The sequence below is a fragment of the Rhodococcus sp. NyZ502 genome (assembly GCF_041464245.1).
Taxonomy (GTDB): domain Bacteria; phylum Actinomycetota; class Actinomycetes; order Mycobacteriales; family Mycobacteriaceae; genus Rhodococcus_F; species Rhodococcus_F qingshengii.
Map to the genome: position 1 here is coordinate 4,978,786 of NZ_CP167155.1, position 25,886 is coordinate 5,004,671.

The 25,886-nt window shown below is 63.8% G+C and carries 27 protein-coding genes; 12 read left to right on the forward strand and 15 right to left on the reverse strand.

Annotated features, from left to right (window positions below):
• Window positions 1-58: 58 nt before the first annotated feature.
• From ACBG85_RS22870 to phoU, 4 genes are all read left to right on the forward strand, one after another.
• Window positions 59-1,018: an acyl-ACP desaturase gene (locus tag ACBG85_RS22870; RefSeq protein WP_003940492.1), complete on the forward strand. Its 960-nt coding sequence runs from the start codon at window positions 59-61 to the stop codon at window positions 1,016-1,018.
• A gap of 81 nt (window positions 1,019-1,099) precedes the next feature.
• Window positions 1,100-2,242 carry a tRNA dihydrouridine synthase DusB gene (dusB, locus tag ACBG85_RS22875; protein WP_003939756.1) on the forward strand — a complete coding sequence of 381 codons (1,143 nt, stop codon included), beginning with the start codon at window positions 1,100-1,102 and terminating at the stop codon, window positions 2,240-2,242.
• Between the two features lie 150 nt (window positions 2,243-2,392).
• Window positions 2,393-4,423: an LCP family protein gene (locus ACBG85_RS22880; RefSeq protein WP_042451384.1), complete on the forward strand. Its 2,031-nt coding sequence runs from the start codon at window positions 2,393-2,395 to the stop codon at window positions 4,421-4,423.
• A gap of 72 nt (window positions 4,424-4,495) precedes the next feature.
• Complete coding sequence (gene phoU / locus ACBG85_RS22885) at window positions 4,496-5,191, forward strand: phosphate signaling complex protein PhoU (RefSeq protein WP_003940130.1); 696 nt, start codon at window positions 4,496-4,498, stop codon at window positions 5,189-5,191.
• 75 nt (window positions 5,192-5,266) lie between these two features.
• Here phoU and ACBG85_RS22890 read toward each other — a convergent pair whose 3' ends face one another.
• The 13 genes from ACBG85_RS22890 to ACBG85_RS22950 all read right to left on the reverse strand — a co-directional run bounded on the left by ACBG85_RS22890 (window position 5,267) and on the right by ACBG85_RS22950 (window position 16,893).
• On the reverse strand, window positions 5,267-6,013 hold the full coding sequence (locus tag ACBG85_RS22890; protein WP_149357936.1) for an SDR family oxidoreductase: 747 nt from the start codon (window positions 6,011-6,013) through the stop codon (window positions 5,267-5,269).
• A gap of 90 nt (window positions 6,014-6,103) precedes the next feature.
• On the reverse strand, window positions 6,104-6,841 hold the full coding sequence (locus ACBG85_RS22895) for an urease accessory protein UreD (protein ID WP_232329909.1): 738 nt from the start codon (window positions 6,839-6,841) through the stop codon (window positions 6,104-6,106).
• A complete protein-coding gene (gene ureG, locus ACBG85_RS22900; RefSeq protein ID WP_372024987.1) occupies window positions 6,841-7,584 on the reverse strand; it encodes an urease accessory protein UreG in 744 nt (247 codons plus the stop codon). The genes ACBG85_RS22895 and ureG overlap by 1 nt, the downstream gene beginning before the upstream one ends.
• Window positions 7,577-8,266 (reverse strand): urease accessory protein UreF, encoded by a 690-nt coding sequence (locus tag ACBG85_RS22905; RefSeq protein WP_007733855.1) that lies wholly within the window; start codon window positions 8,264-8,266, stop codon window positions 7,577-7,579. The genes ureG and ACBG85_RS22905 overlap by 8 nt, the downstream gene beginning before the upstream one ends.
• A 4-nt stretch (window positions 8,267-8,270) precedes the next feature.
• The gene (locus ACBG85_RS22910; protein WP_007733854.1) at window positions 8,271-9,980 is read right to left on the reverse strand and encodes an urease subunit alpha; all 1,710 of its coding nucleotides are present in this window, start codon (window positions 9,978-9,980) and stop codon (window positions 8,271-8,273) included.
• Window positions 9,977-10,447 (reverse strand): urease subunit beta, encoded by a 471-nt coding sequence (gene ureB, locus ACBG85_RS22915; RefSeq protein WP_372024988.1) that lies wholly within the window; start codon window positions 10,445-10,447, stop codon window positions 9,977-9,979. The genes ACBG85_RS22910 and ureB overlap by 4 nt, the downstream gene beginning before the upstream one ends.
• Window positions 10,444-10,746 (reverse strand): urease subunit gamma, encoded by a 303-nt coding sequence (gene ureA / locus ACBG85_RS22920; RefSeq protein ID WP_003939800.1) that lies wholly within the window; start codon window positions 10,744-10,746, stop codon window positions 10,444-10,446. The genes ureB and ureA overlap by 4 nt, the downstream gene beginning before the upstream one ends.
• Before the next feature lie 280 nt (window positions 10,747-11,026).
• A complete protein-coding gene (gene pstB, locus ACBG85_RS22925) occupies window positions 11,027-11,803 on the reverse strand; it encodes a phosphate ABC transporter ATP-binding protein PstB (protein WP_003939968.1) in 777 nt (258 codons plus the stop codon).
• Between the two features lie 58 nt (window positions 11,804-11,861).
• Window positions 11,862-12,770: a phosphate ABC transporter permease PstA gene (pstA, locus tag ACBG85_RS22930; RefSeq protein ID WP_003940100.1), complete on the reverse strand. Its 909-nt coding sequence runs from the start codon at window positions 12,768-12,770 to the stop codon at window positions 11,862-11,864.
• Window positions 12,771-12,773: 3 nt separating this feature from the next.
• Window positions 12,774-13,865, reverse strand: coding sequence for a phosphate ABC transporter permease subunit PstC (gene pstC / locus ACBG85_RS22935; RefSeq protein ID WP_007733846.1), 1,092 nt, complete (start codon window positions 13,863-13,865; stop codon window positions 12,774-12,776).
• A 62-nt stretch (window positions 13,866-13,927) separates the two neighbouring features.
• Window positions 13,928-15,046 carry a phosphate ABC transporter substrate-binding protein PstS gene (gene pstS / locus ACBG85_RS22940; RefSeq protein ID WP_003940482.1) on the reverse strand — a complete coding sequence of 373 codons (1,119 nt, stop codon included), beginning with the start codon at window positions 15,044-15,046 and terminating at the stop codon, window positions 13,928-13,930.
• Between the two features lie 193 nt (window positions 15,047-15,239).
• The gene (mshD, locus tag ACBG85_RS22945) at window positions 15,240-16,139 is read right to left on the reverse strand and encodes a mycothiol synthase (RefSeq protein WP_063315847.1); all 900 of its coding nucleotides are present in this window, start codon (window positions 16,137-16,139) and stop codon (window positions 15,240-15,242) included.
• 1 nt (window position 16,140) lies between these two features.
• A complete protein-coding gene (locus ACBG85_RS22950) occupies window positions 16,141-16,893 on the reverse strand; it encodes a response regulator transcription factor (protein ID WP_003939728.1) in 753 nt (250 codons plus the stop codon).
• 141 nt (window positions 16,894-17,034) lie between these two features.
• Here ACBG85_RS22950 and ACBG85_RS22955 point away from each other — a divergent pair, with 141 nt between their 5' ends.
• From ACBG85_RS22955 to ACBG85_RS22990, 8 genes are all read left to right on the forward strand, one after another.
• On the forward strand, window positions 17,035-17,814 hold the full coding sequence (locus ACBG85_RS22955) for an LmeA family phospholipid-binding protein (RefSeq protein WP_003939847.1): 780 nt from the start codon (window positions 17,035-17,037) through the stop codon (window positions 17,812-17,814).
• The gene (locus ACBG85_RS22960) at window positions 17,811-18,287 is read left to right on the forward strand and encodes a co-chaperone YbbN (protein WP_003939684.1); all 477 of its coding nucleotides are present in this window, start codon (window positions 17,811-17,813) and stop codon (window positions 18,285-18,287) included. Before ACBG85_RS22955 ends, ACBG85_RS22960 begins: the two co-directional genes overlap by 4 nt.
• Before the next feature lie 10 nt (window positions 18,288-18,297).
• Window positions 18,298-18,384, forward strand: coding sequence for a putative leader peptide (locus tag ACBG85_RS22965; protein WP_350318872.1), 87 nt, complete (start codon window positions 18,298-18,300; stop codon window positions 18,382-18,384).
• A 131-nt stretch (window positions 18,385-18,515) separates the two neighbouring features.
• On the forward strand, window positions 18,516-18,986 hold the full coding sequence (locus ACBG85_RS22970) for a DUF4395 domain-containing protein (protein ID WP_003940408.1): 471 nt from the start codon (window positions 18,516-18,518) through the stop codon (window positions 18,984-18,986).
• Between the two features lie 74 nt (window positions 18,987-19,060).
• Window positions 19,061-19,894 (forward strand): sulfurtransferase, encoded by an 834-nt coding sequence (locus ACBG85_RS22975; RefSeq protein WP_003939859.1) that lies wholly within the window; start codon window positions 19,061-19,063, stop codon window positions 19,892-19,894.
• Between the two features lie 2 nt (window positions 19,895-19,896).
• Complete coding sequence (locus ACBG85_RS22980; protein ID WP_003939797.1) at window positions 19,897-20,202, forward strand: DUF1416 domain-containing protein; 306 nt, start codon at window positions 19,897-19,899, stop codon at window positions 20,200-20,202.
• 291 nt (window positions 20,203-20,493) lie between these two features.
• The gene (locus ACBG85_RS22985; RefSeq protein ID WP_172827035.1) at window positions 20,494-21,099 is read left to right on the forward strand and encodes an FABP family protein; all 606 of its coding nucleotides are present in this window, start codon (window positions 20,494-20,496) and stop codon (window positions 21,097-21,099) included.
• Window positions 21,100-21,243: 144 nt separating this feature from the next.
• The gene (locus tag ACBG85_RS22990) at window positions 21,244-22,284 is read left to right on the forward strand and encodes a type IV toxin-antitoxin system AbiEi family antitoxin domain-containing protein (protein ID WP_372024996.1); all 1,041 of its coding nucleotides are present in this window, start codon (window positions 21,244-21,246) and stop codon (window positions 22,282-22,284) included.
• Window positions 22,285-22,517: 233 nt separating this feature from the next.
• Here ACBG85_RS22990 and cydC read toward each other — a convergent pair whose 3' ends face one another.
• Together cydC and cydD are read right to left on the reverse strand one after the other, a co-directional pair.
• The gene (gene cydC / locus ACBG85_RS22995; protein WP_054187702.1) at window positions 22,518-24,206 is read right to left on the reverse strand and encodes a thiol reductant ABC exporter subunit CydC; all 1,689 of its coding nucleotides are present in this window, start codon (window positions 24,204-24,206) and stop codon (window positions 22,518-22,520) included.
• Window positions 24,196-25,884: a thiol reductant ABC exporter subunit CydD gene (cydD, locus tag ACBG85_RS23000; protein ID WP_372025000.1), complete on the reverse strand. Its 1,689-nt coding sequence runs from the start codon at window positions 25,882-25,884 to the stop codon at window positions 24,196-24,198. The genes cydC and cydD overlap by 11 nt, the downstream gene beginning before the upstream one ends.
• Between the last annotated feature and the right edge of the window lie 2 nt (window positions 25,885-25,886).

Consider the following 25,886-nt stretch of genomic DNA (forward strand, 5'->3'; position numbering starts at 1 on the left):
ACCTACGGTGCCGTAGGCTGGGGCGAAGTCGCGCATTCACTCAACATGGAGGCAAGAAATGACGAGGATTCTGACGCAGCTGGAGCTGCTACAAGAGCTGCAGCCGGTTGCCGAGGAGAACGTCAACCGCCACATCTCCATGGCCAAGGAATGGCATCCACACGACTACGTTCCGTGGGACGAGGGCCGTAACTTCGCAGCCATGGGCGGCGAAGACTGGAGTCTCGAACAGTCACAACTCGGCGAGGTAGCTCGCGCCGCGATGATCACCAACCTGCTCACCGAGGACAACCTGCCGTCGTACCACCGTGAGATCGCCGAGAACTTTTCGCAGGACGGTGCCTGGGGAACGTGGGTCGGCCGGTGGACCGCCGAGGAGAACCGCCACGGCATCGTGATGCGTGACTACCTCGTCGTCACGCGCGCAGTCGACCCCGTCGAGCTCGAGCGCTTCCGCATGGAACACATGACAAACGGTTACAGCGCACCCATCGACGAGGGCGACGCCGGCCTGCTGCACTCGGTCGCCTACGTGACCTTCCAGGAACTCGCGACGCGCGTCAGCCACCGCAACACCGGCAAGGCCTGCGACGAGCCGATTGCCGACAAGATGCTTCAGCGCATCGCCGCCGACGAGAACCTGCACATGATTTTCTACCGCAACATCTGCGCCGCCGCGCTCGATCTTGCTCCCGATCAGGCGCTCAAGGCTGTGGCGAACATCGTCCAGAACTTCCAGATGCCCGGTGCCGGCATGCCGAACTTCCGCCGCAACGGCGCCCTCATGGCCAAGCACGGCATCTACGACCTTCGCCAGCACCTCGACGAGGTCGTCTGGCCTGTCCTGCGTAAGTGGAACATCTTCGAGCGCAACGATTTCAGCGCCGAAGGCGAGAACACGCGCGAAGAGTTGGCGGCCTTCCTCGAGACACTCGCCGCCAACGCGACGAAGTTCGAGGAACAGCGCGATCGCATGCTCGCACGCGAAGCCGCCAAGCGCGAACAGCAGGCTTCTTAGTTTCACCAGCTATTCTGTGCCCGGTACCGGATTCGGTACCGGGCACTTCCAATTGTCACAAGTATTTGTTCAGAGGTAGACATGTCATCCCTTCGTATCGGTTCACTCGAGCTGCACAGCCCCGTGGTCCTCGCACCCATGGCGGGCGTCACCAACGTCGCCTTCCGCACGCTGTGCCGTGAACTCGAACTCGAACGTGCAGGCAGCACGTCCGGGCTCTACGTCTGCGAGATGGTCACCGCCCGCGCGCTCGTCGAACGCCAACCCGCCACGATGCACATGACCACGTTCGGTCCGACCGAAACGCCCAGGTCGCTGCAGCTGTACACCGTCGACCCGGATACGACTTACGCCGCGGCCAAGATGATCGTCGACGAGAACATGGCCGATCACATCGACATGAACTTCGGCTGCCCGGTACCCAAGGTGACCCGCAAGGGCGGCGGATCGGCGCTACCGTACAAGCGTCGACTGTTCGGTCAGATCGTCGCGGCAGCCGTGCGCGCCACCGAAGGCACCGACATTCCGGTCACCGTCAAGATGCGCGTCGGCATCGACCCCGAACATCACACGCACCTCGACGCAGGCCGGATCGCCGCAGCTGAAGGCGCCGCTGCCGTCGCACTTCACGCACGTACCGCGTCGCAGCGCTACTCCGGCACTGCTGACTGGAACGAGATCACGCGCCTCAAGGAACACGTCACCGACGTGCCGATCCTCGGCAACGGCGACATCTTCGACGCCTCGGATGCTGCCCGCATGATGAACGAGACCGGCTGCGACGGCGTCGTCGTCGGACGCGGCTGCCTCGGACGGCCATGGCTGTTCGCGGAACTCAGCGCAGCTCTCAACGGACAACAGATCGCCACGCCGCCGACGCTCGGCGAAGTCACCAAGATCATCGCCCGTCACGCCCAACTGCTCGCCGCACATCACGGTGAAATGAAGGGTCTGCGCGAACTTCGCAAGCACGTCTCCTGGTACATGCGTGGGTTCCCGGTCGGATCGGATCTGCGGGTCTCGATGGCTCTGGTCAGCACGTTGTCCGAACTGGACGATCTGCTCGGACAGCTCGACCACGACGTCCCGTTCCCCAAGGACGCCGAAGGCCCGCGCGGACGCCAAGGCTCACCCGGTCAGGTAGCACTCCCGGAAGGTTGGCTCGACGATCCCGAAGACGACCTTGTGCCGGTGGGAGCTGACATGATGCACTCTGGTGGCTAGCGAAAACACGCCGTCGGATTACTCACATCACTTTCTGAGTGAAGCACTCAGGATTCACCAGTAATATGGCTCCAGCTTCGTCGACAACCGGTTGACGCCGGCATCTGAATGACGAGTTACTGACAGTCGACGACGGGACAGGTTGCATCGGTGGGTGATGATCACGATTCGGGCCCACCTCCGCCCGAGAGCCGCGCCCCCTGGGAACGTCCGCTCGCAGACAAGCGCTTCCGCAACGCCCGACCGGACCAACCGGCAACGCCCCAGCGCCCTGCCACACCCCAGCGACCAACACCGCAACCACCCAGTCCCCCGGAGCGTCGCAGCAGTGGACGTACCGGGCGACGGGACTCGCCTCCGACCGACGACTCTGTTTCGGTCGCCGAGTTGGTCCGTCGGGTAGGCGACAAGAAGCCGCCACCAGCCCCGGCTACGCCGCCCAAGCCGGCGCCGAACAAATCCGTACCACCCAAGACTCAATCTTCAGCAGCGTCGTCGCCGCCCCCCGCCCGGCCGATTCCCGCCCGTCCGACCGTTCCGCCCGCCGCTGCGGACTGGATCACCGAAGAACATCCCGTCACCTCCGCAGTGCCGCGGGTAGTCGGTGACACCGGCGCCACTCGTCTGGCGCAAAGCAAGATTCGCCGCCGCCATCGCGCAAAAGTGATCGGCCGATCGGCAGTAGCGTTCCTGGCCGTCATGTCTCTCGCATTGACCGGCGTCGTGTGGGGCTATCTGCGCTCGGTCGAAGGCGGATTCGATCAAATTGCGGCACTCGACACCGAGTCCGACGACATCATCGACGCCGGTGGTCAACTCGGCGACGAGACGTACCTGATCATCGGCACCGATACCCGCGCCGGTGCGAGCGGTGAGATCGGCGCCGGAACCGTCGAAGACGCCGAAGGCGCCCGAGCCGACACGGTCATGCTGGTGAACATTCCCGCCGACCGAAGCCGCGTCGTCGCCGTCTCCTTCCCGCGTGACCTCGACGTCGAACGTCCGATCTGTCAGGGATGGGACAACGACGCCGGCAAGTACACCAGCGAAACCTTCCCGGCAGCGAGCGGCGACAAACTCAATGCGACGTACGCACTCGGTGGCCCCAAATGCCTGGTCAAGGTCATCCAGAAGATGTCCGGCCTGAAAATCGGGCACTTCGTCGGAATGGACTTCGCCGGTTTCGAGCGCATGGTCGACACCGTCGGCGGTGTGAACGTCTGCTCCCCCGGACCGATCGAAGACGGCATCCTCGGAACCGTCCTCGCCTCCGGCGGCACGCAGATGCTCGACGGCCGTACCGCCCTCAACTACGTGCGTGCTCGCCACGTCGAAGCCGAGGGCAACGGCGACTACGGGCGCATCACCCGTCAGCAGAAGTTCCTGTCGGCGCTGCTCCGCTCGGCCCTGTCCAACCAGGTCCTCCTGAATCCGAGCAAGCTCAACGGATTCATCAACGCCTTCACCAGCGACACGTTCGTCGAAAACATCGACACCAAGTCACTGGTCACCCTCGGTCGCTCGCTCCAGAACGTCGACGCAGGCGCGGTCACGTTCTTGACGGTCCCCACGGACGGCACCAACGACTGGGGCAACGAGATTCCTCGCACGGACGAGATCAAGTCCCTCTTCCAGGCGATCATCGACGACGATCCGCTTCCGGGCGAAGAGCGCGAGGACACCACACCGTCGTCGACCAGTTCCACGACAACCGCGCCTACGTCCAGCACGCCGCCGGCCGCCACTTCCGTCGAGGCAATGAGCGCCTACAACATCTCGGTCGACGTCTCCAACGCGTCGGGAATCGCCGGGCAGGCCGCGACAATCGCCGACAGCCTCGCGGCTTACGGTTTCCAGATCTCGACAGTCGGTAACTTCAGCGCAGCCACCGGCCTGGCGAATGCTCAAGCGTCGACCACCGTCGTGCGCTACGCCGCAGGTTACGAGGCTGAAGCGGTGACGGTCGCGTCGTCGATTCCCGGCGCGGTTCTGGTTCTCGCTCCGAGCATGGGAGACATGATCGAGGTCGTCGTCGGAAGCAATTTCGCCGGCACCGTCGTCGCCCCCGCGGACCCGGGAACCATCCTGGCGGCAAATCCGACGTCGGTCGACACCAGCACCTCGACGGCTCTGCCCGCCGACATCGCCAGCGTCAACGCCGGCGACACCACCTGCGACTGACACGCGTTCATTCACCTTGCGTTCACCTGGTGCTTGTGACTTGGTCTTTCACGGCACGTAGGCTCTGACCTCATGCGCGTGGCTTACAACGAACAGATGACCGAGCTTGCAGACACGCTCGGCGAGATGGCAGGACTGGCAGGTGCCGCTATGGAGCGCGCCACCCAGTCCCTGCTCCAGGCAGACCTGTCCCTGGCAGAACAAGTAATCGGCGAACACGACAAGATCACCGAACTCAGCACCATCTGCGAGGAGCGCGCGTTTGCGTTGCTCGCCTTGCAGGCTCCCGTTGCCGGAGATCTGCGCTCGGTGGTCAGCGGAATCCAGATCGTCGCCGACATCGACCGCATGGGCGCACTCGCCCTGCACGTCGCCAAGATCGCGCGCCGCCGACATCCCAACCACGTGCTTCCTGAAGAGGTCAACGGCTACTTCGCCGAGATGGGACGCATCGCTGTCTCCATCGGTGCGGCCGCCAAGGTCGTCCTCGAGACCCGCGACCCCGAGCGCGCTGCCCGTCTGCGCGAAGAAGACGAAGCGATGGACGACCTCCACCGCCACCTCTTCACCGTCCTCATGGACCGTGAGTGGAAGCACGGCGTTGCCGCCGCAGTCGACGTCACGCTGCTCGGCCGCTTCTACGAGCGATTCGCCGACCACGCCGTCGAGGTCGGCCGACGTGTCATCTTCCTGGTGACCGGCAAGCTGCCCGAAGAGCCCGAAACCACCGAGAAGGTCGACAACCTCACCTCGTACCCGGATCTCTGAACTACCCGGATCTCTGAACCCAACCGTCCACGTGAGTAAAAGGCGGCCGCGCACTTGCGCGGCCGCCTTTCCTATTCAGTTCTCGTGCAACCAGGTTTCCAACGTGGGTCCTGCAGTTGTGGATCCCGGCCCGGGCAGCAGCGCCCCACCCTTCATCGCCTTACCCGCTCCCGGCATCGAGATCGGGATCAGCCACTTACGTCGGCCACGGTATTTCAAGATCTCGCGCGTCATGGCCGGGATCTCGAGGAGCTCGGGCCCGGCCAGGTCCGGAGCCCTCCCGGTCGGACCGTTCTGAGCGCAGGTCACGAGCGCCTCGGCAACGGTCTTCGCTGCCACCGGTTGTGACCGCATCCGAGGAACCATAGCGATCGGCCCCAGTCCGAACAGCGCGATCGTCTTCTCGCCGAACTCGAACCACTGAGTGGATCGCAGGATCGTGAAGGGAATACTCGACGCTTCCACCGCGCGTTCCTGCGCAGCCTTCCCCTGGTAGTAACCGAAGGACTTCAATTGCGGATCGTCGCAGTTCACGATCGAGAGCAACACGTGGTGCTTCACGCCGGCCCTGGCTTCGGCCGCGGCGATGTTCTTCGCTGCCGTCTCGAAGAACTCGATTGCCTTCTTGGCACTGTTGGTGACGTGATCACTCACGTCGACGACCACGTCGGCACCGACAAATGCTTCGTCCAACCCCGCACCCGTGGAGATGTCGACTCCCGTCGATCGAGCGGCAGCGACCACGTCGTGGCCCCCTGCCTTTGCCTGCTCGACGACCAGCTTTCCCATCTGGCCGGTTCCGCCCAGAACAACAATTCGCATGATGCCTCCGTCAAACCTGTGCGCCCGGCTCTCTTCGGCCTGGTCACATACTGGACGACGCAGCCTCCCGAAGTGTGACGGTAGGGCGAATCAGTCGGTGTACTCCTGCGAAACTCGCCCACGCCACTGCGACCAGATCGGATCCAACGCTGCGCTCGCCTCATGTGCGTGATCGGCAACGGCCCGTGCCAGCATCCCTGCTCCCGCCAGCGGCGTCACGTGCCCTTCGACGTCGTCGGTAGTCTTCATCCCCAACAGCATGGTCGTACCGAGCACGCGATGGCCACCGAGAATTCCCGGCAGCGAACGGCCAGGAACGCTACGCAGGTCGAGAGTTTCCACGAGCAGCGCGTCACCGTCGACGGTAATGCGCTGATCCGAGCGAAGCGCACCGCCGGTTTCGCCGGTCCGGCCGAATACGATCATCTCGTCGAGCAGCGCAACGGCATCGGATTCCAGTGAAATATCCACGCGCCTGGTCACATCCGCGCCGCCGGCGACGACAAACGGTGCCGCACGCCAGATCAGCGCCGCACCGGCACCGACGCTCGCCGAAGCCGACCACGACGCCCGGCCACCGCGTGCGTTGTACGCGACGGTCCCGGACGGCTCGATCACCTCGAGACACGTACCGGGTGCGACCACGAACTCGATACGCAGGTCGTCGCCGGCCAGCAGCGTTGCACTATGCCCTACCAAGGCAATTCGCACGGTGAGCCCGCGAGCGTCGACGAACCGCGGGGCCAGGAAGTCGCCCGAGATCAGCTCTCGCGCAACAGCGGTGTCACCCACTCTCTCGACGACGACCCGCGTAGCTCCGGTGCGCATCAGTGAGCGTGAGAGTGGCTGTGCCCGTGACCGTGTCCGTGGTCTTCTTCATCGGCATGGAAGTGCGGCGCCATCGGCCCCGGATCCTGCGGGGTGTGACTACCCGCACGGTGAGCTGCGATGACCTGGCGAAGCCACGCACTGAGTTGGTCGATCGTCGCGTGATCCTTCTGGCTGAGCGCGAGAACGGGAAGTCCGTCTCGCGCGGCCGTGGCATCGGCCACCATCTGGGCCGCGTCGACGTCGACGTACGGGGCCAGGTCGATCTTGTTGACCACCAACAGATCTGCCCGCTCGATGCCGGGACCACCCTTACGTGCGACGTCTCCGCCGCCCGCGACGTCGATGCAGAAGATCTGGGCGTCGACCAGTGCCGGGCTGAACGTGGCGGTCAGGTTGTCACCGCCGCTTTCCACGATCACCATGTCGAGGGGATGGAACTGACGCTCGAGGTCTTCGACCGCAATGAGGTTCGGCGTGACGTCGTCACGAATAGCCGTGTGCGGGCACGCTCCGGTCTCGACTGCGACGATGCGCTCGATCGGCAGAACGTTGGCCGCGCGCAACAGTCGCGCGTCCTCGTCGGTGTAGATGTCGTTGGTGACCACCGCGATCTCGTACTCCGCCGCGAGTTCGCGGCAGATGGTGGCGATGAGGGTGCTTTTGCCGGTGCCGACGGGGCCGGCAACGCCGAGCCTCAAACCTCTTGCAGCAGTGGTGGTGTTGTTCAGGTTGTCAAGCACGGAAAATCCTCCTGGATCGAGCGTGGTGTTCGAGTGACCATTGTTCGACCAACGGCCCTGTTGTTGCGGGTATATCTGCGACGCCCTCGACGGCTACGGCAGCCGCGGCGACGGTTTCGATGGTCGGGGCTGCTCGGAGCAACCATTCGACCGGTTCTGCCGGATCCACCGGCAGTAGCTTCAATGCCGCCGACGCCACCGTTTGGGCGTCGTCGTACAAACAAGATCTGGCTGCCTGTAGGTCGTCCATCCCGGAGACCGCCGTGAAGACGCCCAACGCGAGCGGACGCATCGGATGCCCAGGCAGCGCCATGAGCATCTGCACCGCGGGGTGCTGCGGCCACAATCGCGACGCCAGTCTCGCCAGCCCACGGCCGAGCTGAATCGACGCCTCACGCAGCGGTGCGCTGGGAGTCCGAGCGAGCAGTTCCCTCGAGATGTCCTCGAGTTCGCCTGCACTACCCTCACTTACGGCCCAGCGGCGCGTGACCACCGTTGAAGCGGCCTCGACAAGTCCGACTGTTTCGAGTCGACCGCGAATGAAGTCAGGGACCTGACTCTGCAGGAGTCCGCCCGCCAGTGCCGGTTCCAACCCCGACGAGTGCGCGTGACCGCCGGTAGGCAGACGCCCGTCTGCCAAGAGCATCGATGCTATCTCGGCAGATGCCGTCTCGATCGACATGGTTTCAGAACAGCATGTAGCGCTGAGCCATCGGCACCACGTCAACGGGGTTGGGCGCGATCAGGTCGCCGTTGACCTTGATGGCAAACGTCTCCGGATCGACGTCGATGGACGGCAGCGCCGTGTTGTTCGGCATGTCCGCCTTGGTGAGGTGTCTCGTCGGACGAACACCGGTAAGGGTGCGGGTGAGACCGAGACGATCGGCCAGACCGTCCTCGATGGCCATCGGAGAGACGAACGTCGTGGACAGGTGCGGGGCCGATCCCGGAGTCGCCGCGATGGCCGGGCGAACGAACACCGGCTGCGGGGTCGGGATAGCAGCATTCGGATCACCAAGCGGCGCAGCAACTATCGCCCCGCCCTTGATCACGGCAGAAGGACGGACTCCGAAGAACGCGGGATCCCACAGCACCAGGTCCGCCATCTTCCCTGCCTCGACCGAGCCGATCTCGTGATCGATACCGTGCGCCACCGCGGGGCAGATCGTGTACTTGGCGACGTAACGCCGCGCACGCTCGTTGTCGGCCGGCATGCTGGTGCCCAGCTTGCCGTACTGGGCCTTCATGACGTGAGCCACCTGCCATGTCCGCAGGGTCACCTCACCGATACGGCCCATCGCCTGGGCGTCGGACGAGGTGATCGAGATGGCTCCGATGTCGTGCAGAAAGTCTTCTGCTGCAATCGTTGTCGGACGGATCCGGGACTCGGCAAAGGCAAGATCCTCCGGAACCCGGGGATTGAGCGCATGACACACGATGAGCATGTCGAGGTGCTCGGCAACCGTGTTGACGGTATGCGGCAACGTCGGATTGGTCGATGCCGGAAGAACGTTCGGCTCACCTGCCGTCACGATGATGTCCGGTGCGTGCCCGCCGCCGGCGCCTTCCGCATGGAACACGTGGATCCCGCGTCCGGCGATCGCATCCAAAGTGTGCTGTACGTAACCGGTTTCGTTGAGGCTGTCGGCGTGCAGCGCTACCTGAAGGCCGAACTCGTCGGCTGCGCGCAGAGCGGCGTCGATCGCGGCCGGAGTGGAACCCCAGTCCTCGTGAACCTTGAATCCGCCTGCGCCGGCGAGAGCTTCCTGACGCATGGCCTCATGACTGACGGTGCTGCCCTTGCCGAGGAGAAGAACGTTGAGCGGGATGTGGTCGAGGGCGCGGTGCATCATCGTCAAGGACCAGGCGCCGGGTGTGACAGTGGTTGCCTTGCTTCCTTCGGTGGGGCCCGTTCCGCCGCCCGCCACGGTCGTCGTACCAGTGGCGAGTGCTTCCATCATCTCGACTTCACTGAGGAAGTGCACGTGAGTGTCGATCGCACCCGCGGTGAGGATCTTTCCCTCACCGGCGATCACGTCGGTGCTCGGCCCGATGAGCAACTTGGGGTGCACGCCATCCATGATGTCGGGGTTACCGGACTTGCCGATCGCAACGATGCGTCCGTCGCGAATTCCGACGTCTGCCCGGACGATTCCCCAGTGATCGAGAATCACCGTGTTGGTGATGACGACGTCGAGAGCACCCTGGTCGCGAGTGGTCAGGCCCTGGCCCATCGACTCGCGGATGCTCTTACCGCCGCCGAAGACCATCTCGTCGCCGGTCGCGGTGTAGTCGTGCTCGATCTCGATCCACAGATCGGTGTCGGCCAAACGGATCTGGTCGCCTGCGGTCGGGCCGTACAGGGAGGCGTAGCCGCGTCGATCGATCCTGCTCATTCGGCTGTCCTCTCAACTGTCGTCGCGGCGTCGTCCGGTGAATCCGCCTCGACTGGATCATCACTCACACGCACGTTCACCGAGGACGCTCGCAAAGGTTCTTCGACCTCGACGCCGGGCGTGCCGAAGGGCATGACGGTCTTGGGCTCGCGCGCATGTGTCGGTAGGTCTTCGTCCGGCACGATCTGCAGGCCCGGAACCCTTTTGAGTCCGCCGAGCGCGATCAGTGTCACCGTTCTGCTGACCCCGGGTTCGAACCGAACCGACGTTCCCGAGGGGATGTCGAGCCGGAAGCCGTCTGCCGCTTCGCGATCGAAGGTCAACGCCGGGTTGGCCGCGGGAAGGTGGAGATGTGAACCGATCTGAATGGGGCGATCGCCGTCGTTGACGACGACCATCGTGATCTTCTCCGCGTCCGTGCCGAACTCGAGCGGTTCTGTGGACACACGTACTTCGCCGGGAATCATCGAATGGGCTCCGTCACGGTGACCAGTTTGCGACCGTCCGGGAAAGTGGCCTCCACCTGGACGTTTGCAATCATCTCGGGTACCCCTTCCATCACGTCGTCGCGGGTGAGCACTTGCCGACCGGCGTTCATCAGTTCCGCAACCGTCATTCCGTCACGCGCGCGCTCGAGAATCCAGCACGAGATCAGTGCCATCGCTTCGGGGTAGTTCAGCAGTACCCCGCGCTCGCGGCGGTCACGGGCGACCATGCCCGCGACGCTCAGGAGCAGCTTTTCGGTATCTGAAGGGGTGAGGTGCACTGACAAGCCCTTCCGGTTGTGAAACGACATCGATCGACAGCGTGCTGTCGGGCCGAGATTAGCATTGTCCGAAGCGTCGTCAGTATCCACGAGATTCACGTCGTCGGCTACTTCAGCGCCCACTCGGCGCACTTGCGCTGCTCATCGAATTATTCGGGCGCCCAACGACGCTCAGCTCTGCGCACCGGAGTGGGAACTATCACCACAACCAAAAAGTTTCACCCCCGTCTCCTGTTGGAAACGGGGGTGAAACATGATCGTGCAGGGTTGATCCCGGGACCTATCCGAAGCGGCCGGAGATGTAGTCCTCGGTGGCCTTCTGCGTCGGGTTCGAGAAGATCTTCTCGGTGTCGTCGATCTCGACGAGCTGACCGGGCTTGCCGGTTGCCTCGAGGTTGAAGAATGCCGTCTGGTCACTCACACGCGCAGCCTGCTGCATGTTGTGCGTGACGATGACGATCGTGAAGTCCTTCTTCAGCTCGGTGATCAGGTCTTCGATCGCGAGAGTCGAGATCGGGTCGAGCGCGGAGCACGGCTCGTCCATGAGCAGGACGTCGGGCGAGACCGCGATGGCACGCGCGATGCACAGACGCTGCTGCTGACCGCCTGAGAGGCCGCCACCGGGCTTGTCGAGGCGATCCTTGACCTCGTTCCACAGGTTGGCACCGCGCAGCGAACGCTCGGCCACCTCGTCGAGCTTCTTCTTGCTGCGCTCGCCCTGCAACTTCAAGCCCGCGACGACGTTGTCCTTGATGGACATGGTCGGGAAGGGGTTGGGTCGCTGGAACACCATGCCGATGGTCTTGCGAACACCGACCGGATCGACGTTCGAGCCGTAGATGTCCTCGCCGTCGAGCAGCACCGAACCCTCGACGCGCGCACCGGGAATCACTTCGTGCATGCGGTTGAGTGAACGGAGAACGGTGGACTTGCCGCAACCGGACGGGCCGATGAAGGCGGTGACGCTCCGGGGCGGGACGGACAGGCCCACATCGGCGACGGCGTGGAACTTGCCGTAGTAGATGTTGACGTCCTTGAGATCCAGACGCTTGGCCATTACCGGCTCCCTACTGAGTTGTTGACGCTGTTGAGTACGAACATGTTCCGAGGCCGCATCACTTACTTCTGACCTGTGAGAAGTGACCGATCAGCTTCGCGACGATGTTGAGGATCGCGATCAGCAGGATCAGGGTCAGTGCTGCGCCCCAGATGCGGTTGGTGCCGGCGTCGGTGGGGTTGTTCATCTCGGCGACCATGACGGAAGGCAGTGTGCCCATTTCGCCGTTGAACAGGTCGAAGTTGATGAACGGTGCGTAGCCGACGAGGATCAGCAGCGGTGCGGTCTCACCGAGCACGCGGGCCAGGGCCAGCATGACGCCGGTGATGATGCCGGGAAGTGCCGTCGGCAGAACGATTTTCGAGATGGTCTTCCACTTCGGCACACCGAGCGCGTACGACGCCTCTCGCAGATCCATGGGGACGATGCGCAGCATTTCCTCGGTGGAGCGGATGACGACCGGGACCATCAGAAGGACCAGAGCCAGTGACACCGCAAACGCGGACTTGGGGAAGCCGAAGGTCGCGATCCACAGGGCGTAGATGAACAGCGCGGCCACGATCGACGGAACACCGCTGAGGATGTCGACCATGAACGTGGTCAGCTTGCCCAGCTTCGACTTCCGGTCGGCGTACTCCACCAGGTAGATCGCGACGAAGATACCGAGCGGGATGGAGAAGACCGCGCACACGATGCCTTGCAGCAGGGTACCGATCAATGCGTGATAGATACCGCCGCCGTCGGCCGACGCCGTCAATCCGCTCAGCGAGTTGGTGAACCAGGTAGGCGACGTCAGAGCGGGCAGGCCCTTGGCGATGACCGTGAAGAGCACCCAGACCAACGGGATGAGCGCGATGACGACTGCCAGGCTCACCAGGATGGTCGCGATGACGTCCTTGGCACGACGACGAGCGCCGACGCCTTGGAAAGTGGGGGCCTTGACCGGCCGGTCCAGAGTGGAGGTCATGGGTCAGTCCTTCTTTCCGGCGATCACTGCGCGGGCAGCCGCGTTGACGACGAAGGTCAGTACGAACAGCACCAGTCCGGCCGCGATGTACGCGCCTGCCTGGATGTCGTTGTTGAACTCCGCGTAGCCGAGGGCGATCTTGGAGGCGATGGTCGAGCCGCCGTCGAACAGCGACCAGCCGAAGGCCTGAGAGGTGGTGCGCAGGATCAGGTAGAGCGCCATCGTCTCACCGAGTGCGCGTCCGAGACCGAGCATCGAGCCGCTGATGTAGCCGGACTTACCGAACGGGATGACCGTGGTGCGCACAACTTCCCAGCGCGTGGCGCCGAGGGCGAGTGCGGCTTCGATCTGTGATCGCGGGGTCTGGATGAACACCTCGCGGGTCACTGCGGTGATGACCGGAAGGATCATCACGGCGAGGACGATGCCTGCGGTGAAGATGGTGCCGCCGCCGGTGATCGATCCGCTGCCGTCGGCGAAGAGCGGGAACCAGCCGAGAGTGTCGTTGAGCCACACCGCGACCGGGGTGATCGCCGGAGCGAAGACGAGAAGTCCCCACAGGCCGTAGACGATGGACGGCACAGCTGCCAGAAGGTCGATCGTGTACGACAGTGGCCGCGTGAGCCACTTGGGTGAGTACGAAGTCAGGAAGATCGCAATGCCCAGTGCGATCGGCATCGCGAGCACCAGTGCGAACAGCGAGACCAACACCGTGACCTGGAAAAGATCGAGGACACCGAACGCCATCGCGTTGATGTTCTGCGTGACCCATTCACGGCTGGTCAGGAAGTTGACCTGGTTCCGGCTCAAAGCAGGAACAGCACGCCAGATCAGGAACGCGCCGATCGCCGCGATGACAACCGTGATGAAGATTGCCGAACCGGAGGCGAGCGAGCTGAAGATGCGGTCACCCGGACGGGTCACCGTCTTGCTGTTGCCGCTACCCGGACCGTCACCCTTCGGAGGATGCTCGGTTTCTGGAGCCTTGGTGGAAGTAATCGTGTCCTCCGTGGTGCCGTTCGGACCGCCCACCCCGGCCCCGCTGGTTGCGGGGCCGGGAGAACGAGATGTCGAGGTGATGGGCGCGTCACTCATGCGCGCTCACTTCCTTCACGTCTGAATGTAGATCCATGAGCTTGTCCGCACGAGTCTCTAGGTCAGCTGATTGCCGTGATGGACGCGTTGAGGCGATCCTGGACGTTGGACGGCAGCGGGACGTAACCCTGCTCGGCCAGGTTGGCCTGACCCTCGTTGGCCGCGCTCGTCAGGAACGACTTCACTGCTGCGGAGGTGTCCGCGTCGTAGCCCTTGGAGCAGACGATCGAGTACGTGGCGAGAACCAGCGGGTAGGCGCCGGCTTCGTTGGTCTTGAAGATCGACGCGAGGTCGAGCGTCAGGTCGCCGGTTGCGTCGGACTTGAACTTCGCGCCTGCGATCGACTTCGCGGCCGTGTCGTTGGTCAGTGCGACTGCCTCGGAGCCGGTGTTGATTTCGGCAACCGAGAGCTTGTTCTGATCGGCGAACGACTTCTCGACGTAGGTGATCGAACCCGGTGCCGTGGCAACTGCCTGTGCAACGCCCGCCGAACCCTTGGCGCCCTCACCGACGCCACCGGTGAAGTCGGACCCTGCGCCCGACGTCCAAGCACCGTTCGATGCCGCGTCGAGGTACTTCTGGAAGTTGTCGGTGGTACCCGAGGAATCGGAGCGGATCACGGTGGTGATCTTCTCGTCGGGAAGCGATGCACCGGAGTTGAGCGCGGCGATTGCCGGATCGTTCCACTTGGTGATGCCGCCGTTGAAGATCTTCGCGAGAACCTCTGCATTGAGAACGAGCTTGTCGACGCCGTCGAGGTTGTATGCAACTGCGATCGGGCCGAAGACGAGGGGAAGGTTCCAGGCTTCGCCGCCGACGCAACGCTCCTTGGCCTTGTCGGCCTGCTCGTCCTTGATGGCCGAGTCGGAGCCGGCGAAGTCGATCTGGCCGGCGATGAACTGTGTACGACCGTCGCCCGAACCGCTGGGGTTGTACGCGACGTTGACCGTCTTGCCCTTTTCCTGGCACACGGAGATGTAAGTGGCGACGAACTGGTCCATGGCGTTCTTCTGTGCCGAGGAACCAGCGGCAGAGAGGTTGCTCTTGCCTTCGCACGTTGCGTTCGATGCGGACGCGTCCACACCCGTCGACGACGAGTTGTTGTCGCTGCCACATGCGGCCAAGGTCATGGCGCCCACGGCCACTACACCAAGCAGGGCACCACTGCGCTTGAGATTCACCAAGATCCTCCGGAAATCGCTACCGCCACGCCCACGATCGGGCGGCGACATGAGACGCAGAATGATTGAAATCTGCATCAGGCAACACGGCGCTGCCCACAGAGAAAAGTAGGCGGGCGCGGTGTCCGGCTGGACCACACATGGTTAACGCAGAATGAACAGACTGGACATTTCTGCGTGTCCGACTGTGACGTCAGAGCGCGCGGGCGTAAGCCATGTCCACGTGGAACCGATCGAAGCCGAGTCGTTCGTACGTGTGGAGGGCGGCCGTGTTGTCGCCTTCGACGTACAGAAGGACGGTTCCGAGGCCGCGATCACGCAGGTAATGCATGCCCGCGAGAGTCAGCACTCGGCCGAGACCTCGTCCCTGCGCCGCGGGATCGATCCCCACGACGTACACCTCCCCCAGCTCCGGATCGTCACCTTCGGGTGCGTGCACCTTGGTCCAGTGAAAGCCGAGAAGAGTATCGGGATCGGTGTCCGCGAACGCCATGAACAGACCAGCAGGGTCGAACCAACCTTCGGCCGTTCTCTCGTCGATCTCCGCCTGGGTCCAGCCACCCTGCTCGGGATGCCAGGAGAAGGCCGCATTGTTGACGCGAAGGATCTCGGAATCGTCTTCGGGTCCACGATACGTCCGAATCGTCACACCTTCGGGCACAACGATTTCCGGAAGCTGCGGAGCATCGAGTGGTCGACGCAGCTGCAGGAGTTCACGAACGCTGACCAGATCGAGGCTCTTGGCGAATTCGACTGCGGCGTCGACGTTTCCGTGCGCCCAGACACGCGTGCCCGGCCGGCCCTCGTCGAATACCGCTGCGGCAAGCCTGGTTCCGATGCCGCGGCGCCGCGCCTGCGGGTCGACCACCAACTCCGCCATGTCGGGATGCTCGTCCGAACCGGCTTGCAGCTGCGCATAACCGACGACTGCATCGCCGTCGAGTTCGAGGAAGTGTCGCGCGCCGCCGCGCCCGGCAACGGCATGGCGCCCCTGTTCCGACACGGGCGCCTTGCCGTCGAACTCGGTTGCGCGATCGAGAAGCGCGGAAACCTGCTCGGCGAATCCAGCCGGCAGTGAATCTGTCCAACCCACGTCAGACCACCGATCCGTCGGCCGCGTCGTAGTCGACGTCCTCGTCGTCCTCGAACTGAACGGGAGCAGCTGCGCCACCCTTGGCCCTGGTCGGACGCACTGCCTTATATCCGACATTTCGGACTGTACCGATCAAGGACTCGTATTCGGTGCCGAGTTTCGCCCGCAGACGACGCACGTGGACGTCGACCGTCCTGGTGCCGCCGAAGAAGTCGTAGCCCCACACTTCCTGCAGCAGCTGCGCCCGGGTGAATACCCGTCCGGCGTGCTGCGCGAGGTACTTGAGCAGCTCGAATTCCTTGTAAGTCAAATCAAGGGGCCGTCCACGCAGTCGTGCCGTGTACGTCCCCTCGTCGATAACCAGTTCGCCCAGCGTGATCTTTCCCGACGCTTCCGGACTGGCCACACCGCCGCTGCGGGCGACCAACAACCGCAATCGGGCGTCCACCTCAGCCGGACCGGTACCGGGAAGCAGGATGTCGTCCAACCCCCAGTCGGCGTTGACGGCAACGAGTCCGCCTTCGGTGAGGACGGCGACCACAGGTACTGCGGATCCTGTGCTTCCGAGCAATCGACACAACCCGCGTGCGGCAGCCAGATCGGTGCGCGCATCCACCAATGCCACGTCCGCGGAACTTGCCTCGAGTAGCGAGGAAACCTCTGTGGGGGCAGGCCGAACCGAGTGCGCCAGCAACGCCAACGCCGGTAGTACAGCTTCCGGGTTGGGGTCGGAGGTGAGGAGGAGCAGTTCCACACGGCCTCCTATCTAGTAGCCCGCGCAACCCGTGAGGGCAACGCTCGAGTAGTTCGACGCTTTTGGTCGGTCCCTACATTAGCGTGCCTGGTACCGGGGCCGTCGCATCGAACCCCGACCGGAGTCCGTCACAATGGTGCGGTGCGCAAACTGATCATCGGCATCGTCTTTCTCCTCGGCCTCGGACTGGTGGCCGATTTCGGCGCGGCCGCGTACGCCGAGTACCGGGTTTCCCGCGAGCTCCGAACCGGCGCATCACTCGAGTCGGATCCGGAGGTCACCTTCAACGGGTTCCCCTTCCTCACCCAGGCACTCGGCGGGAAATACAAGGACGTCTACGTCAGAGCTACCGGCGTCCAGAGCGACGTGGTGGGCGAAGTGACCGTCGAGGCCGATCTGCGCGGGGTCACCGTTCCCTTCTCCGACATCGTGAACGGCAATGTCACCCAACTCCCCGTCGACAAACTCGACGGCCGGATGGGAATCAACGCCACCGACCTCGGAAAGCTGCTCAATATCCCTGACCTGCAGGTATCTTCGCCGCCGGCCAACAAGTCGGATGGCACCGGGGGCAGCGGCGGAACCGGAGCGAGCACCGCGGGCGCCGTCGTGCTGACGGGAACGGTTGCCGTCGGCCCGGTCGAGACTGCAGTGAGCGTGCAGGCCAACCTGGTTTTGGAAGGTGGGCAGGTCAAGATCGTCGCCAGCAATCTGTACTTCGGTCCGGAGGGCAAAGCCGATTTCTCGATCCCCGCAGCACTCGAACCCGTCGTCCTCGGACTGTTCAGCTACACGATCGATCCGCAGGCACTCCCCTACGGAATTCAGCCGAGCCTGGTCTACGCGGAAGGCGGAAGAATCGTGATCGAAGGCAGCGCCGAAAACACGACGATCGATCTCGCAGAGCTGCAGAACCGATGACCGGGATCACAATTCTGCTGGTCGCGCTGGTCGCCGTCGTCGCGGTCGGGCTCTTTCTCAAGTCGCGCAACGGAAAGGTCCGAGTCACCACGCCGGCCGCGACCGGCGCGGCGGACAGTCGCCTCGAACTGCTCCGCGCCGCTGGAGTCTCTTCGCCGAACGGCGGACCCGTCGTACTGCATTTCTCTGCCGACTGGTGCGGACCGTGCGCGGCAGTACGCCGCGTCGTCGGTCAGGTCGTGATCTCGATGGCCGACGCTCCCCGTCCGCCGGTGGAGATCGAGCTCGACATCGACAAGGAACCGGCTCTGGCACGCGAGATGAGTGTCCTCTCGCTGCCCACCACCTTCATCCTCGACGGTGGCCTGGAGGAACAGTTCCGGGTGTCCGGAGTGCCATCCGCAGCCGATCTGAAAGCTGCACTCGTACCACTATCCGGACCCCACGAGCCAAAATCCGAGAATTCGGGGTAAACTCGCCGACGTGCAAACCCGCCACGAGCTGATGCTCACCCGACGCCGCGCAGTAGACCTGTGCCGCCTCGGGGGCTGTTGCTGTACCTGTTGCTGATCACCACATCCGTCAGATCTCTCTGACCTTCGAGCTTTCGCTCACGTGATCAATCCACCGAGTGGGACTTTGACGTCCCGTTTTCTCGGCCCAGGCACAGCATCATGCAATCCAGCGCAGGAGCACTCCCGATGTCCACAACCACACCCCAGCTCGAGCAGGTCGACGTCCGCGGACCTCGATTCGCCGCGTGGGTCACCACCGGCGTTCTCGTACTCACGCTCATCCTCTCGACCTTCTCACTGCCCGCCGCCACCGTCGTTCTCGCACTGCAGGCCATAGTCTTCGCGGTCGGAGCGGTACTCGGCCCCAAGCGCAGCCCGTACGGCCAGATCTTCGGCAAGCTCGTCGCCCCGCGACTCTCGCCGGTCAGCGAACGCGAACCCGTGGCGCCGCTGCGCTTCGCGCAGTTCGTCGGCTTCGTCTTCGCACTCGCCGGCACGGTCGGTTTCCTGGCCGGGTCGACGATCGTCGGCACCGTTGCCACCGGCTTCGCCTTGTTCGCGGCCCTGCTCAACGCCGCGTTCGGCATCTGCCTCGGCTGCCAGATCTATCCACTCGTCGCAAGGCTGCGAAATACCGGCCGCGCTACCACCGCGTGAAAACGCTTGCCCCACAACCCTGCTGAACCCCTGCTAGATAACGACCGATGCAAGACCACATCGAAAGGAACACCATGGCTCGCTCCGACGTCCTAGTCTCCGCTGACTGGGCTGAGCAGAACCTCAACACCCCCAAGACCGTTTTTGTCGAGGTGGACGAGGACACCAGCGCATACGACGGCGGCCACATCGAGGGTGCAGTCAAGCTCGACTGGCGCAAGGACCTCCAGGACGGCGTCCGACGCGACTTCCTGAACCAGGAGCAGTTCTCGGATCTGCTCTCCGCCAAAGGCATTGCGAACGACGACACCGTCGTTCTCTACGGTGGCAACAACAACTGGTTCGCCGCTTACGCTTACTGGTACTTCAAGCTGTACGGCCACCAGGACATCAAGCTGATCGACGGCGGCCGCAAGAAGTGGGAACTCGACGGACGCCCGCTCTCCAAGGACGCAGTCAACCGCGAAGCCACGCAGTACAAGGCCGAGACCCCTGACTTCTCGATCCGCGCATTCCGCGACGAGGTCATCGACGCCATCGGCAGCAAGAACCTCGTCGACGTTCGTAGCCCTGACGAGTTCTCGGGCAAGATCCTCGCTCCCGCCCACCTTCCGCAGGAGCAGGCGCAGCAGCGTGGCCACGTCCCCGGAGCCATCAACATCCCGTGGAGCACCACCGCCAACGAGGACGGCACCTTCAAGTCGGACGACGACCTCGCCAAGCTGTACGCGGAAAAGGGCTTCGACGACACCAAGGAAACGATCGCCTACTGCCGCATCGGCGAGCGTTCGAGCCACACCTGGTTCGTCCTGCAGGAGATCCTCGGCAAGAACAACGTCAAGAACTACGACGGCAGCTGGGTCGAATACGGCTCACTCGTCGGCGCACCGATCGAATTGGGAGCCTGATCATGTGTGGAGCACCTACTCAGGGCCAGACCCTGCCTGCCGGCGTCGACGTCGAGAAGGAAACGGTCATCACCGGCCGCGTTCTCGCAGCTGACGGCCAGCCCATCGGCGGCGCATTCGTGCGTCTGCTCGACGGCTCCGGAGAGTTCACGGCCGAGGTCGTGGCATCGGGAACCGGCGATTTCCGCTTCTTCGCCGCTCCGGGCGAGTGGACCGTGCGTGCACTGTCCAGCTCGGGCAACGGCACCTCCACCGTCGCTCCCGAGGGCTCGGGCGTGCACAACGTGGACGTGACCGTCAGCAAGTAATTCCTGCTTTGTCAGGCGGCCCCGCACCCCTCCGGTGCGGGGCCTTCTGCATTCCGGCTCCCGATTTTTCCGGTCGGTCGCCGCGGTCTAAGATGTACCCGTGGTCATTTTCTTCGAGGTACTCCTCGCACTCGCATCCGTCATGATCGCTTGGTTCTCCGTGTACGTCGTGTACCGCTTGGTCACCGACGAGTCGTGAGTCAGGCTCCGGATTCAGGGTCCGACGCGACCGCTGACGATTCCGCCGCTGCAGGTGCCGTAAGGCGCGGCAGCGGGGACGAAGCTGTCGCCATCGCCGTCGAGCGCTCCAAGTCGACGGCGTCGCTCAACATTCCGACCCTGCCGGACCTTCCGTTGCCGGAGGACACCGCAAACCTGCGCCTCGGCCCGGACATCAATCCCGAACTCCTCGCGCTTCTCCCCCTCGTCGGTGTCTGGCGCGGCGAAGGTGAAGGACACGACGAGAACGGCGACTACGCCTTCGGTCAGCAGATCGTCATCTCGCACGACGGCGGCCCCTACCTCAATTGGGAGTCCAGATCTTGGCGCCTCGACGCCGAGGGCAAGTACGTGAGCCCCGATCTGCGCGAGAGCGGCTACTGGCGCATGGGCGGCGACGGCATCCCGGGCAGCGTCAACCAGGAAGTGGTCGAACTCCTGCTCAGCCACAGCTCCGGTGTCGTCGAAATGTACTACGGGCGCGCACTCACCCAAGCGTCGTGGGAACTTGCCACCGACGTGGTGATCCGCAGCCAGTCCGGTGCACTGTACGGCGGCGCGAAGCGTCTTTACGGCATCGTCGAAGGCGGCGACCTCGCGTACGTCGAAGAGCGGATCATGTCTGACGGTGGCCTGGAACCGCGTCTCTCGGCCCGCCTCACCCGCTACATCGGCTAGCTCTGCTGTGCGCCTTTATTAACCCCCGGCGGTTAATAAAGGCGCACAGCAGATTTATCCACAGGCACCGACAAATTCCACAGGCGGGCTTCGGAGCGGCATCTTCGACCGATTCTTGTCGGTCCGCGATCTGACGGTATTCGCATGAGCTGCGACTACATCGATCCTGATCTCCGAAGACTCTTCGACTTCCAACACGGACTCGCGACCAATAAACAACTACGCCCTTTCGGCTATTCACCGCGGCGCATCCAACATCTGGTCGAATCGGGTCAATGGACTTCCGTCCTCCACGGCGTTCAATCCAGCACCAACGGCCCGCCCAACCGAGCAATGATTCTCGAGGCCGCCCTTCTGTTCGGCGGCGGAGAGACCTACCTGAGTCACCGGACGGCAGCTGAAGAGTGGGGACTCACGCACATCGAGTCCGAACTGCCGGTCCACATCACGGTCCGATACGGCAGATCCTCGCGCTGTCAGAGTCCGACGGTCAGACCCGAACGCTCCCCGGCGTGCCCCGTTCCGTTGGGGTGGTCCACTGCCCATCCCGGAGTGATCGTTCATCGTTCACGCGCTCAGGCCCACATCGGCGTTGCCACTCAGCCTGCTCGTACTTCGCTGGCCGACACCGCAATTGACCTGGCGGTTGCAGAGCCGTCGGCTCGCGACGCCGCTCGTTCTCTGGTTCGCTCGGCCACGGCGTGCAAAGTGTCACGGATGGAATTGCGCACCCGAATGGAATGCCGACGGCCGAGGCGATATGTCAAAGCGCTGTCCTCGACATTGGACCTGTTGGATCGCGGTGTCCAGTCGGTACTCGAGCATCGCTACGCAATCGAGGTCGAGCGAGCACACGGTTTGCCGGAAGCACGACGGCAATCGCCGGTCCTCGTCGATGGGAGAACTTTCTACGAGGACGTCGACTACCGCAATTGCGGTGTCGCACTGATCGTTCGACTCGACGGATTTGCCTTCCACTCTTCTCGGGCGACTGCGCTGCGGGATCGTCGGCGAGGAAACGCATCCGAACTGTCAGGCAACGCCACACTGGTCTTCGGTTGGGAGGAGGTGGAGGGGGCCTCGTGCCGAACTGCAGCCGAGGTCAGAGCGATCCTCGAGCGCGGTGGATGGTGGGGGCCTAATCCTTGTCCACGCTGTGCGCCTTTATTAACCGCCGGGGGTTGATAAAGGCGCACGGCACGAAGCGACCCCCGAGCCACACCCACGCTTTCGCGCGGATCCCGGTCGGACTGATCGGGGGCTCGGGGGTCGGGTGGCTGCCTGGGATTCGCCGGCCGCTCACGCGGTAAGTGAATTCCATCAGCGATTGCGGCTAGCTGGCAGCCACCTCACGCGTCCGTCTGTACTTCAATTTCAGACCACCTCCTTCCTTGTGTACAGGAGAAAGTACGCCCACTTCACGATGACGGCAACGTATTTTCCACAGAAACTTTTCCGACGCATATCACCTGGTCAGCTGCTGCGCCGTCCGGAAGTTGGTGGGTGACGACAACAACGGTTCGCGAAGAATCGACCAGCGTTGCGTCGCGACTGAGCAACTCGCGGAGCAACTGATCGCCGGCCTCCGCGTCCATGTGCTCGGTCGGCTCGTCGAGCAGCAGCACCTCCGCAGGCGAGACGATCGCGCGCGCCAACAGCAACCGACGACGCTCACCGCCCGAAACCGCTCGCATGCCGCCGACCAGGTAGGTGTCGAGCCCGTCCGGCAGTTCCGACAGCCAGTCGCCGAGACCGACTGCGGCAAGTGCCTTCTCCGCGTCCTCGGCGGTGAGGTCACCCCGCGCGACGCGCAGGTTCTCGAGGACCGACGTCTCGAAGAGGTGTGCGTCTTCGGCGAAGTACCCGACGTGCCTGCGCAGTTCGGCCGGATCGACTTCCGAAACATCCACTCCGCCAACGCGCACTGTTCCCGCGATAGGCGGCAGCAGTCCCGCCATCGTCATCAGCGCGGTGGTCTTTCCGGATCCGCTCTCGCCGACGACGGCAACACGAGCACCGCGAGGAAGATCCACCGACAGCGGTTCGGTCACCTTTCCCCCGGGCCAACCCGCCCGCAACGCGTGCACACTCAGGACCCCGTCCTCCGGCCACGCACGATTTCCTTCAACGTGTTCGGCGTCGGCTCGATCGAGTACCGCCATGATGCGTGCCGACGCCAGCCGCGCCTTGGTCAACGCAACTGCCGCGCTGGGCAGTATCGCGGTTCCCTCGAAAGCCGACAGCGGAAGCAGTACAAGGATTCCCATGGACATCGGTGACATGTCGGTGGTTCCGTACAGCGTAATTCCGATCAACAGGGCACCGAGGACGCTCACGCCGATTGCCAGGGGCGTCGCCGCGGCGGCAAAGGCACTCGGTACCGCCGCGCGATCGGTTGCATCGACCACCTCGTTCTCGGCGGACACAGCCTCGCTCACCGCCTGATCCAAGCGACCCGATACCCGGAGCTCGGCGGAATGGTCGAGGGCGGTCACCGCGGACTCACTGAATCGCGCTGCGGCAGCAGAACTGTCGGCCTCGGCGAGACGAGCAGCACGAGCCGAAAGCCAGGGTGCCGCGATCCCGGACACCGCCAGCGCAACAGCCAGGATGAGCGCGGCCGGAACCGAGATGAACAACAGGATTCCCACCGCAGCAAACGCGAGGACAATCGAGACCGCAATCGGGATCAGTGCTTTGACGACGACGTCGCCCAGTGCATCCACGTCGGCGCCCGTACGTGAGAGCAGGTCACCGCGTCGTAGTCCGGCTGCTGCCGCGGGATCTCCTGCGGCCAACTGCTGGTAGATCCTCGATCGCGCCGCGGTGGTTCCGCGCAACGCGACGTCGTGCGTCGTCAATCGTTCGAGATAGCGGAAGACACCACGTGAGATTCCCAATGCGCGTACGGCAACTACCGCAACACTGAGATCGAGAACGGGGGGCATCTCCCAAGCACGCGTGATCAACCATGCGGACAGCGCGGCCAAGGCGAGTGCGCTACCGAGTGTTGCCACACCCGCCGCTACCGCCGTCAGTACGCGTCGTGGCCGAAGTTCCAGTAGCCGCAGAGCACGCAGAAGCGGATCGTGAGCGTCACTTCTCATGAGCGCGCACCTCGACGATCCGGTCAGCTGCGGCAAGCACACTCGGACGGTGGCCGATCACGACAACGGTGTCGCCACGCTCCGCCCGTGCTCTCAGAGAAGCCAACACTGTCCCTTCCGAATCCGCGTCGAGGTGAGCGGTGGGTTCGTCCAGGACAAGAACTGCGCGGTCCGAGGCAAGCACGCGTGTCAGTGCCAGCCGTTGCCGCTGCCCCAAAGACAGACCTGTACCGCCGACGCCGATCACGGTCTCGACGCCCGCAGGCAGCTCGGCCAGTACCGCGTCGAATCCCGTCGCAGCAGCGGCGCGAGCCAATGCTTGCGCATCGACGACCCCGGTGAGATCGAGATTTTCACGAACGGTGCCGGGTAGGAGGACCGGATGCTGGGGAAGCCAGGCCAACTGACTCCACCACGCGTGCTCGTCCAGGTCTCGGACATCGACGCCGGCGACCGTCACGCGCCCACTGCTCGGTTCGATCAACCCGAGCAGCGCGTGCACTGCCGTCGACTTGCCGCAGCCGTTGGGACCGGTGAGCACGGTGATCGCCCCTGGGGACGCCACGGCGGAAAGTCGAGACGGTGCGACTCCGCCACGAGAGGTCACGCCGAGTCCGTCGAAGACGATGTCGGCACCGCGAGCGACCACCGTCGTGCTACCACCCTCCGGTGCGGCAGAATCCGCCTCGATAACCTCGAATGCCTTGTCGGCTGCCGCCATTCCGTCCTCGGCGGCGTGGAACTGGGTTCCCACCATCCGAAGTGGCAGGTACACCTCGGGGGCGAGGATCAACGCGACTATCCCCGGCTCGAGTGACATGTCGCCGTACACCAGTCGCAAGCCGATACTCACGGCCACCAACGCGACGCAGAGCGTTGCGAGCAGTTCCAGCACCATCGAGGACAGGAACGCGACGCGGAGAGCTGACATCGTCGTTCGCCGATGAGCGTCACCGAGTTCACGGACGCGCTCGGCAGGACCTTGCTGACGACCGAGCGCCCGCAGCGTCGGCAAACCGGCAAGGAGATCGAGCAGTTGCGAAGACAACGTGGTCATCGCTGCCAGCGTCTTCTCCGACTTACCCTTTGTCAGCAGGCCGATCAGAATCATGAAGATGGGGATCAGCGGCAGCGTCACGAAGATGATGACCGCAGACGTCATGTCCTGCACCGCAATGACTATCAGGGTGATGGGTGTCAGCGTCACCGACAAGACCAGGGCCGGAAGGTATCCCGTCAGGTACGGACCAAGGCCGTCGACACCTCGGGTGACCACGGTCGCGATCTCGTCACGCCGCGGATCCAGATCGCGAGGACTCATCGCCGTCGCCGACGTCAGCACGCCGTTCTTGATCTCGGCAACGACGCGAGTCGACGCCCGGTGCGCATACCTGGTCTGCAGCCAGGTCCCCAGAACTCGGACCGCCACAGCTGCGGCGAGAACAACCAATTCGGTTGTCCACGAGGAAACATCCACAGTTCGAGTGGTGATCACTCCGGCCAGCACCCGGCCGATCATGAGCGCCGCGACGATGACCATCACGACGTTCACCATCGACAGAGCAACAGTCAGGATCAGGTAGCCGCGCGCAGAAGCGGAATGTCGCCACAGCCGCGGGTCGATCGGCCCCCGGCGACGCTCCCGAGTGGTGGGAGCGTCGCCTACTTCGATTGTCACGT

Bases quoted from the DNA above. Each gene is read 5' to 3' on its own strand.
- ACBG85_RS22870 (WP_003940492.1), top strand. From the start codon at position 59: ATGACGAGGATTCTGACGCAGCTGGAGCTGCTACAAGAGCTGCAGCCG.
- ACBG85_RS22890 (WP_149357936.1), bottom strand. From the start codon at position 6,013: ATGCGAATTGTTGTTCTGGGCGGAACCGGCCAGATGGGAAAGCTGGTC.
- phoU (WP_003940130.1), top strand. From the start codon at position 4,496: ATGCGCGTGGCTTACAACGAACAGATGACCGAGCTTGCAGACACGCTC.
- cydC (WP_054187702.1), bottom strand. From the start codon at position 24,206: ATGAGAAGTGACGCTCACGATCCGCTTCTGCGTGCTCTGCGGCTACTG.
- pstB (WP_003939968.1), bottom strand. From the start codon at position 11,803: ATGGCCAAGCGTCTGGATCTCAAGGACGTCAACATCTACTACGGCAAG.
- dusB (WP_003939756.1), top strand. From the start codon at position 1,100: ATGTCATCCCTTCGTATCGGTTCACTCGAGCTGCACAGCCCCGTGGTC.
- ACBG85_RS22980 (WP_003939797.1), top strand. From the start codon at position 19,897: ATGTGTGGAGCACCTACTCAGGGCCAGACCCTGCCTGCCGGCGTCGAC.
- ACBG85_RS22895 (WP_232329909.1), bottom strand. From the start codon at position 6,841: ATGCGCACCGGAGCTACGCGGGTCGTCGTCGAGAGAGTGGGTGACACC.
- ACBG85_RS22970 (WP_003940408.1), top strand. From the start codon at position 18,516: ATGTCCACAACCACACCCCAGCTCGAGCAGGTCGACGTCCGCGGACCT.
- ureB (WP_372024988.1), bottom strand. From the start codon at position 10,447: ATGATTCCCGGCGAAGTACGTGTGTCCACAGAACCGCTCGAGTTCGGC.
- ACBG85_RS22975 (WP_003939859.1), top strand. From the start codon at position 19,061: ATGGCTCGCTCCGACGTCCTAGTCTCCGCTGACTGGGCTGAGCAGAAC.
- ACBG85_RS22960 (WP_003939684.1), top strand. From the start codon at position 17,811: ATGACCGGGATCACAATTCTGCTGGTCGCGCTGGTCGCCGTCGTCGCG.
- ACBG85_RS22990 (WP_372024996.1), top strand. From the start codon at position 21,244: ATGAGCTGCGACTACATCGATCCTGATCTCCGAAGACTCTTCGACTTC.
- ACBG85_RS22910 (WP_007733854.1), bottom strand. From the start codon at position 9,980: ATGAGCAGGATCGATCGACGCGGCTACGCCTCCCTGTACGGCCCGACC.
- pstC (WP_007733846.1), bottom strand. From the start codon at position 13,865: ATGAGTGACGCGCCCATCACCTCGACATCTCGTTCTCCCGGCCCCGCA.
- ACBG85_RS22905 (WP_007733855.1), bottom strand. From the start codon at position 8,266: ATGTCGATCGAGACGGCATCTGCCGAGATAGCATCGATGCTCTTGGCA.
- pstA (WP_003940100.1), bottom strand. From the start codon at position 12,770: ATGACCTCCACTCTGGACCGGCCGGTCAAGGCCCCCACTTTCCAAGGC.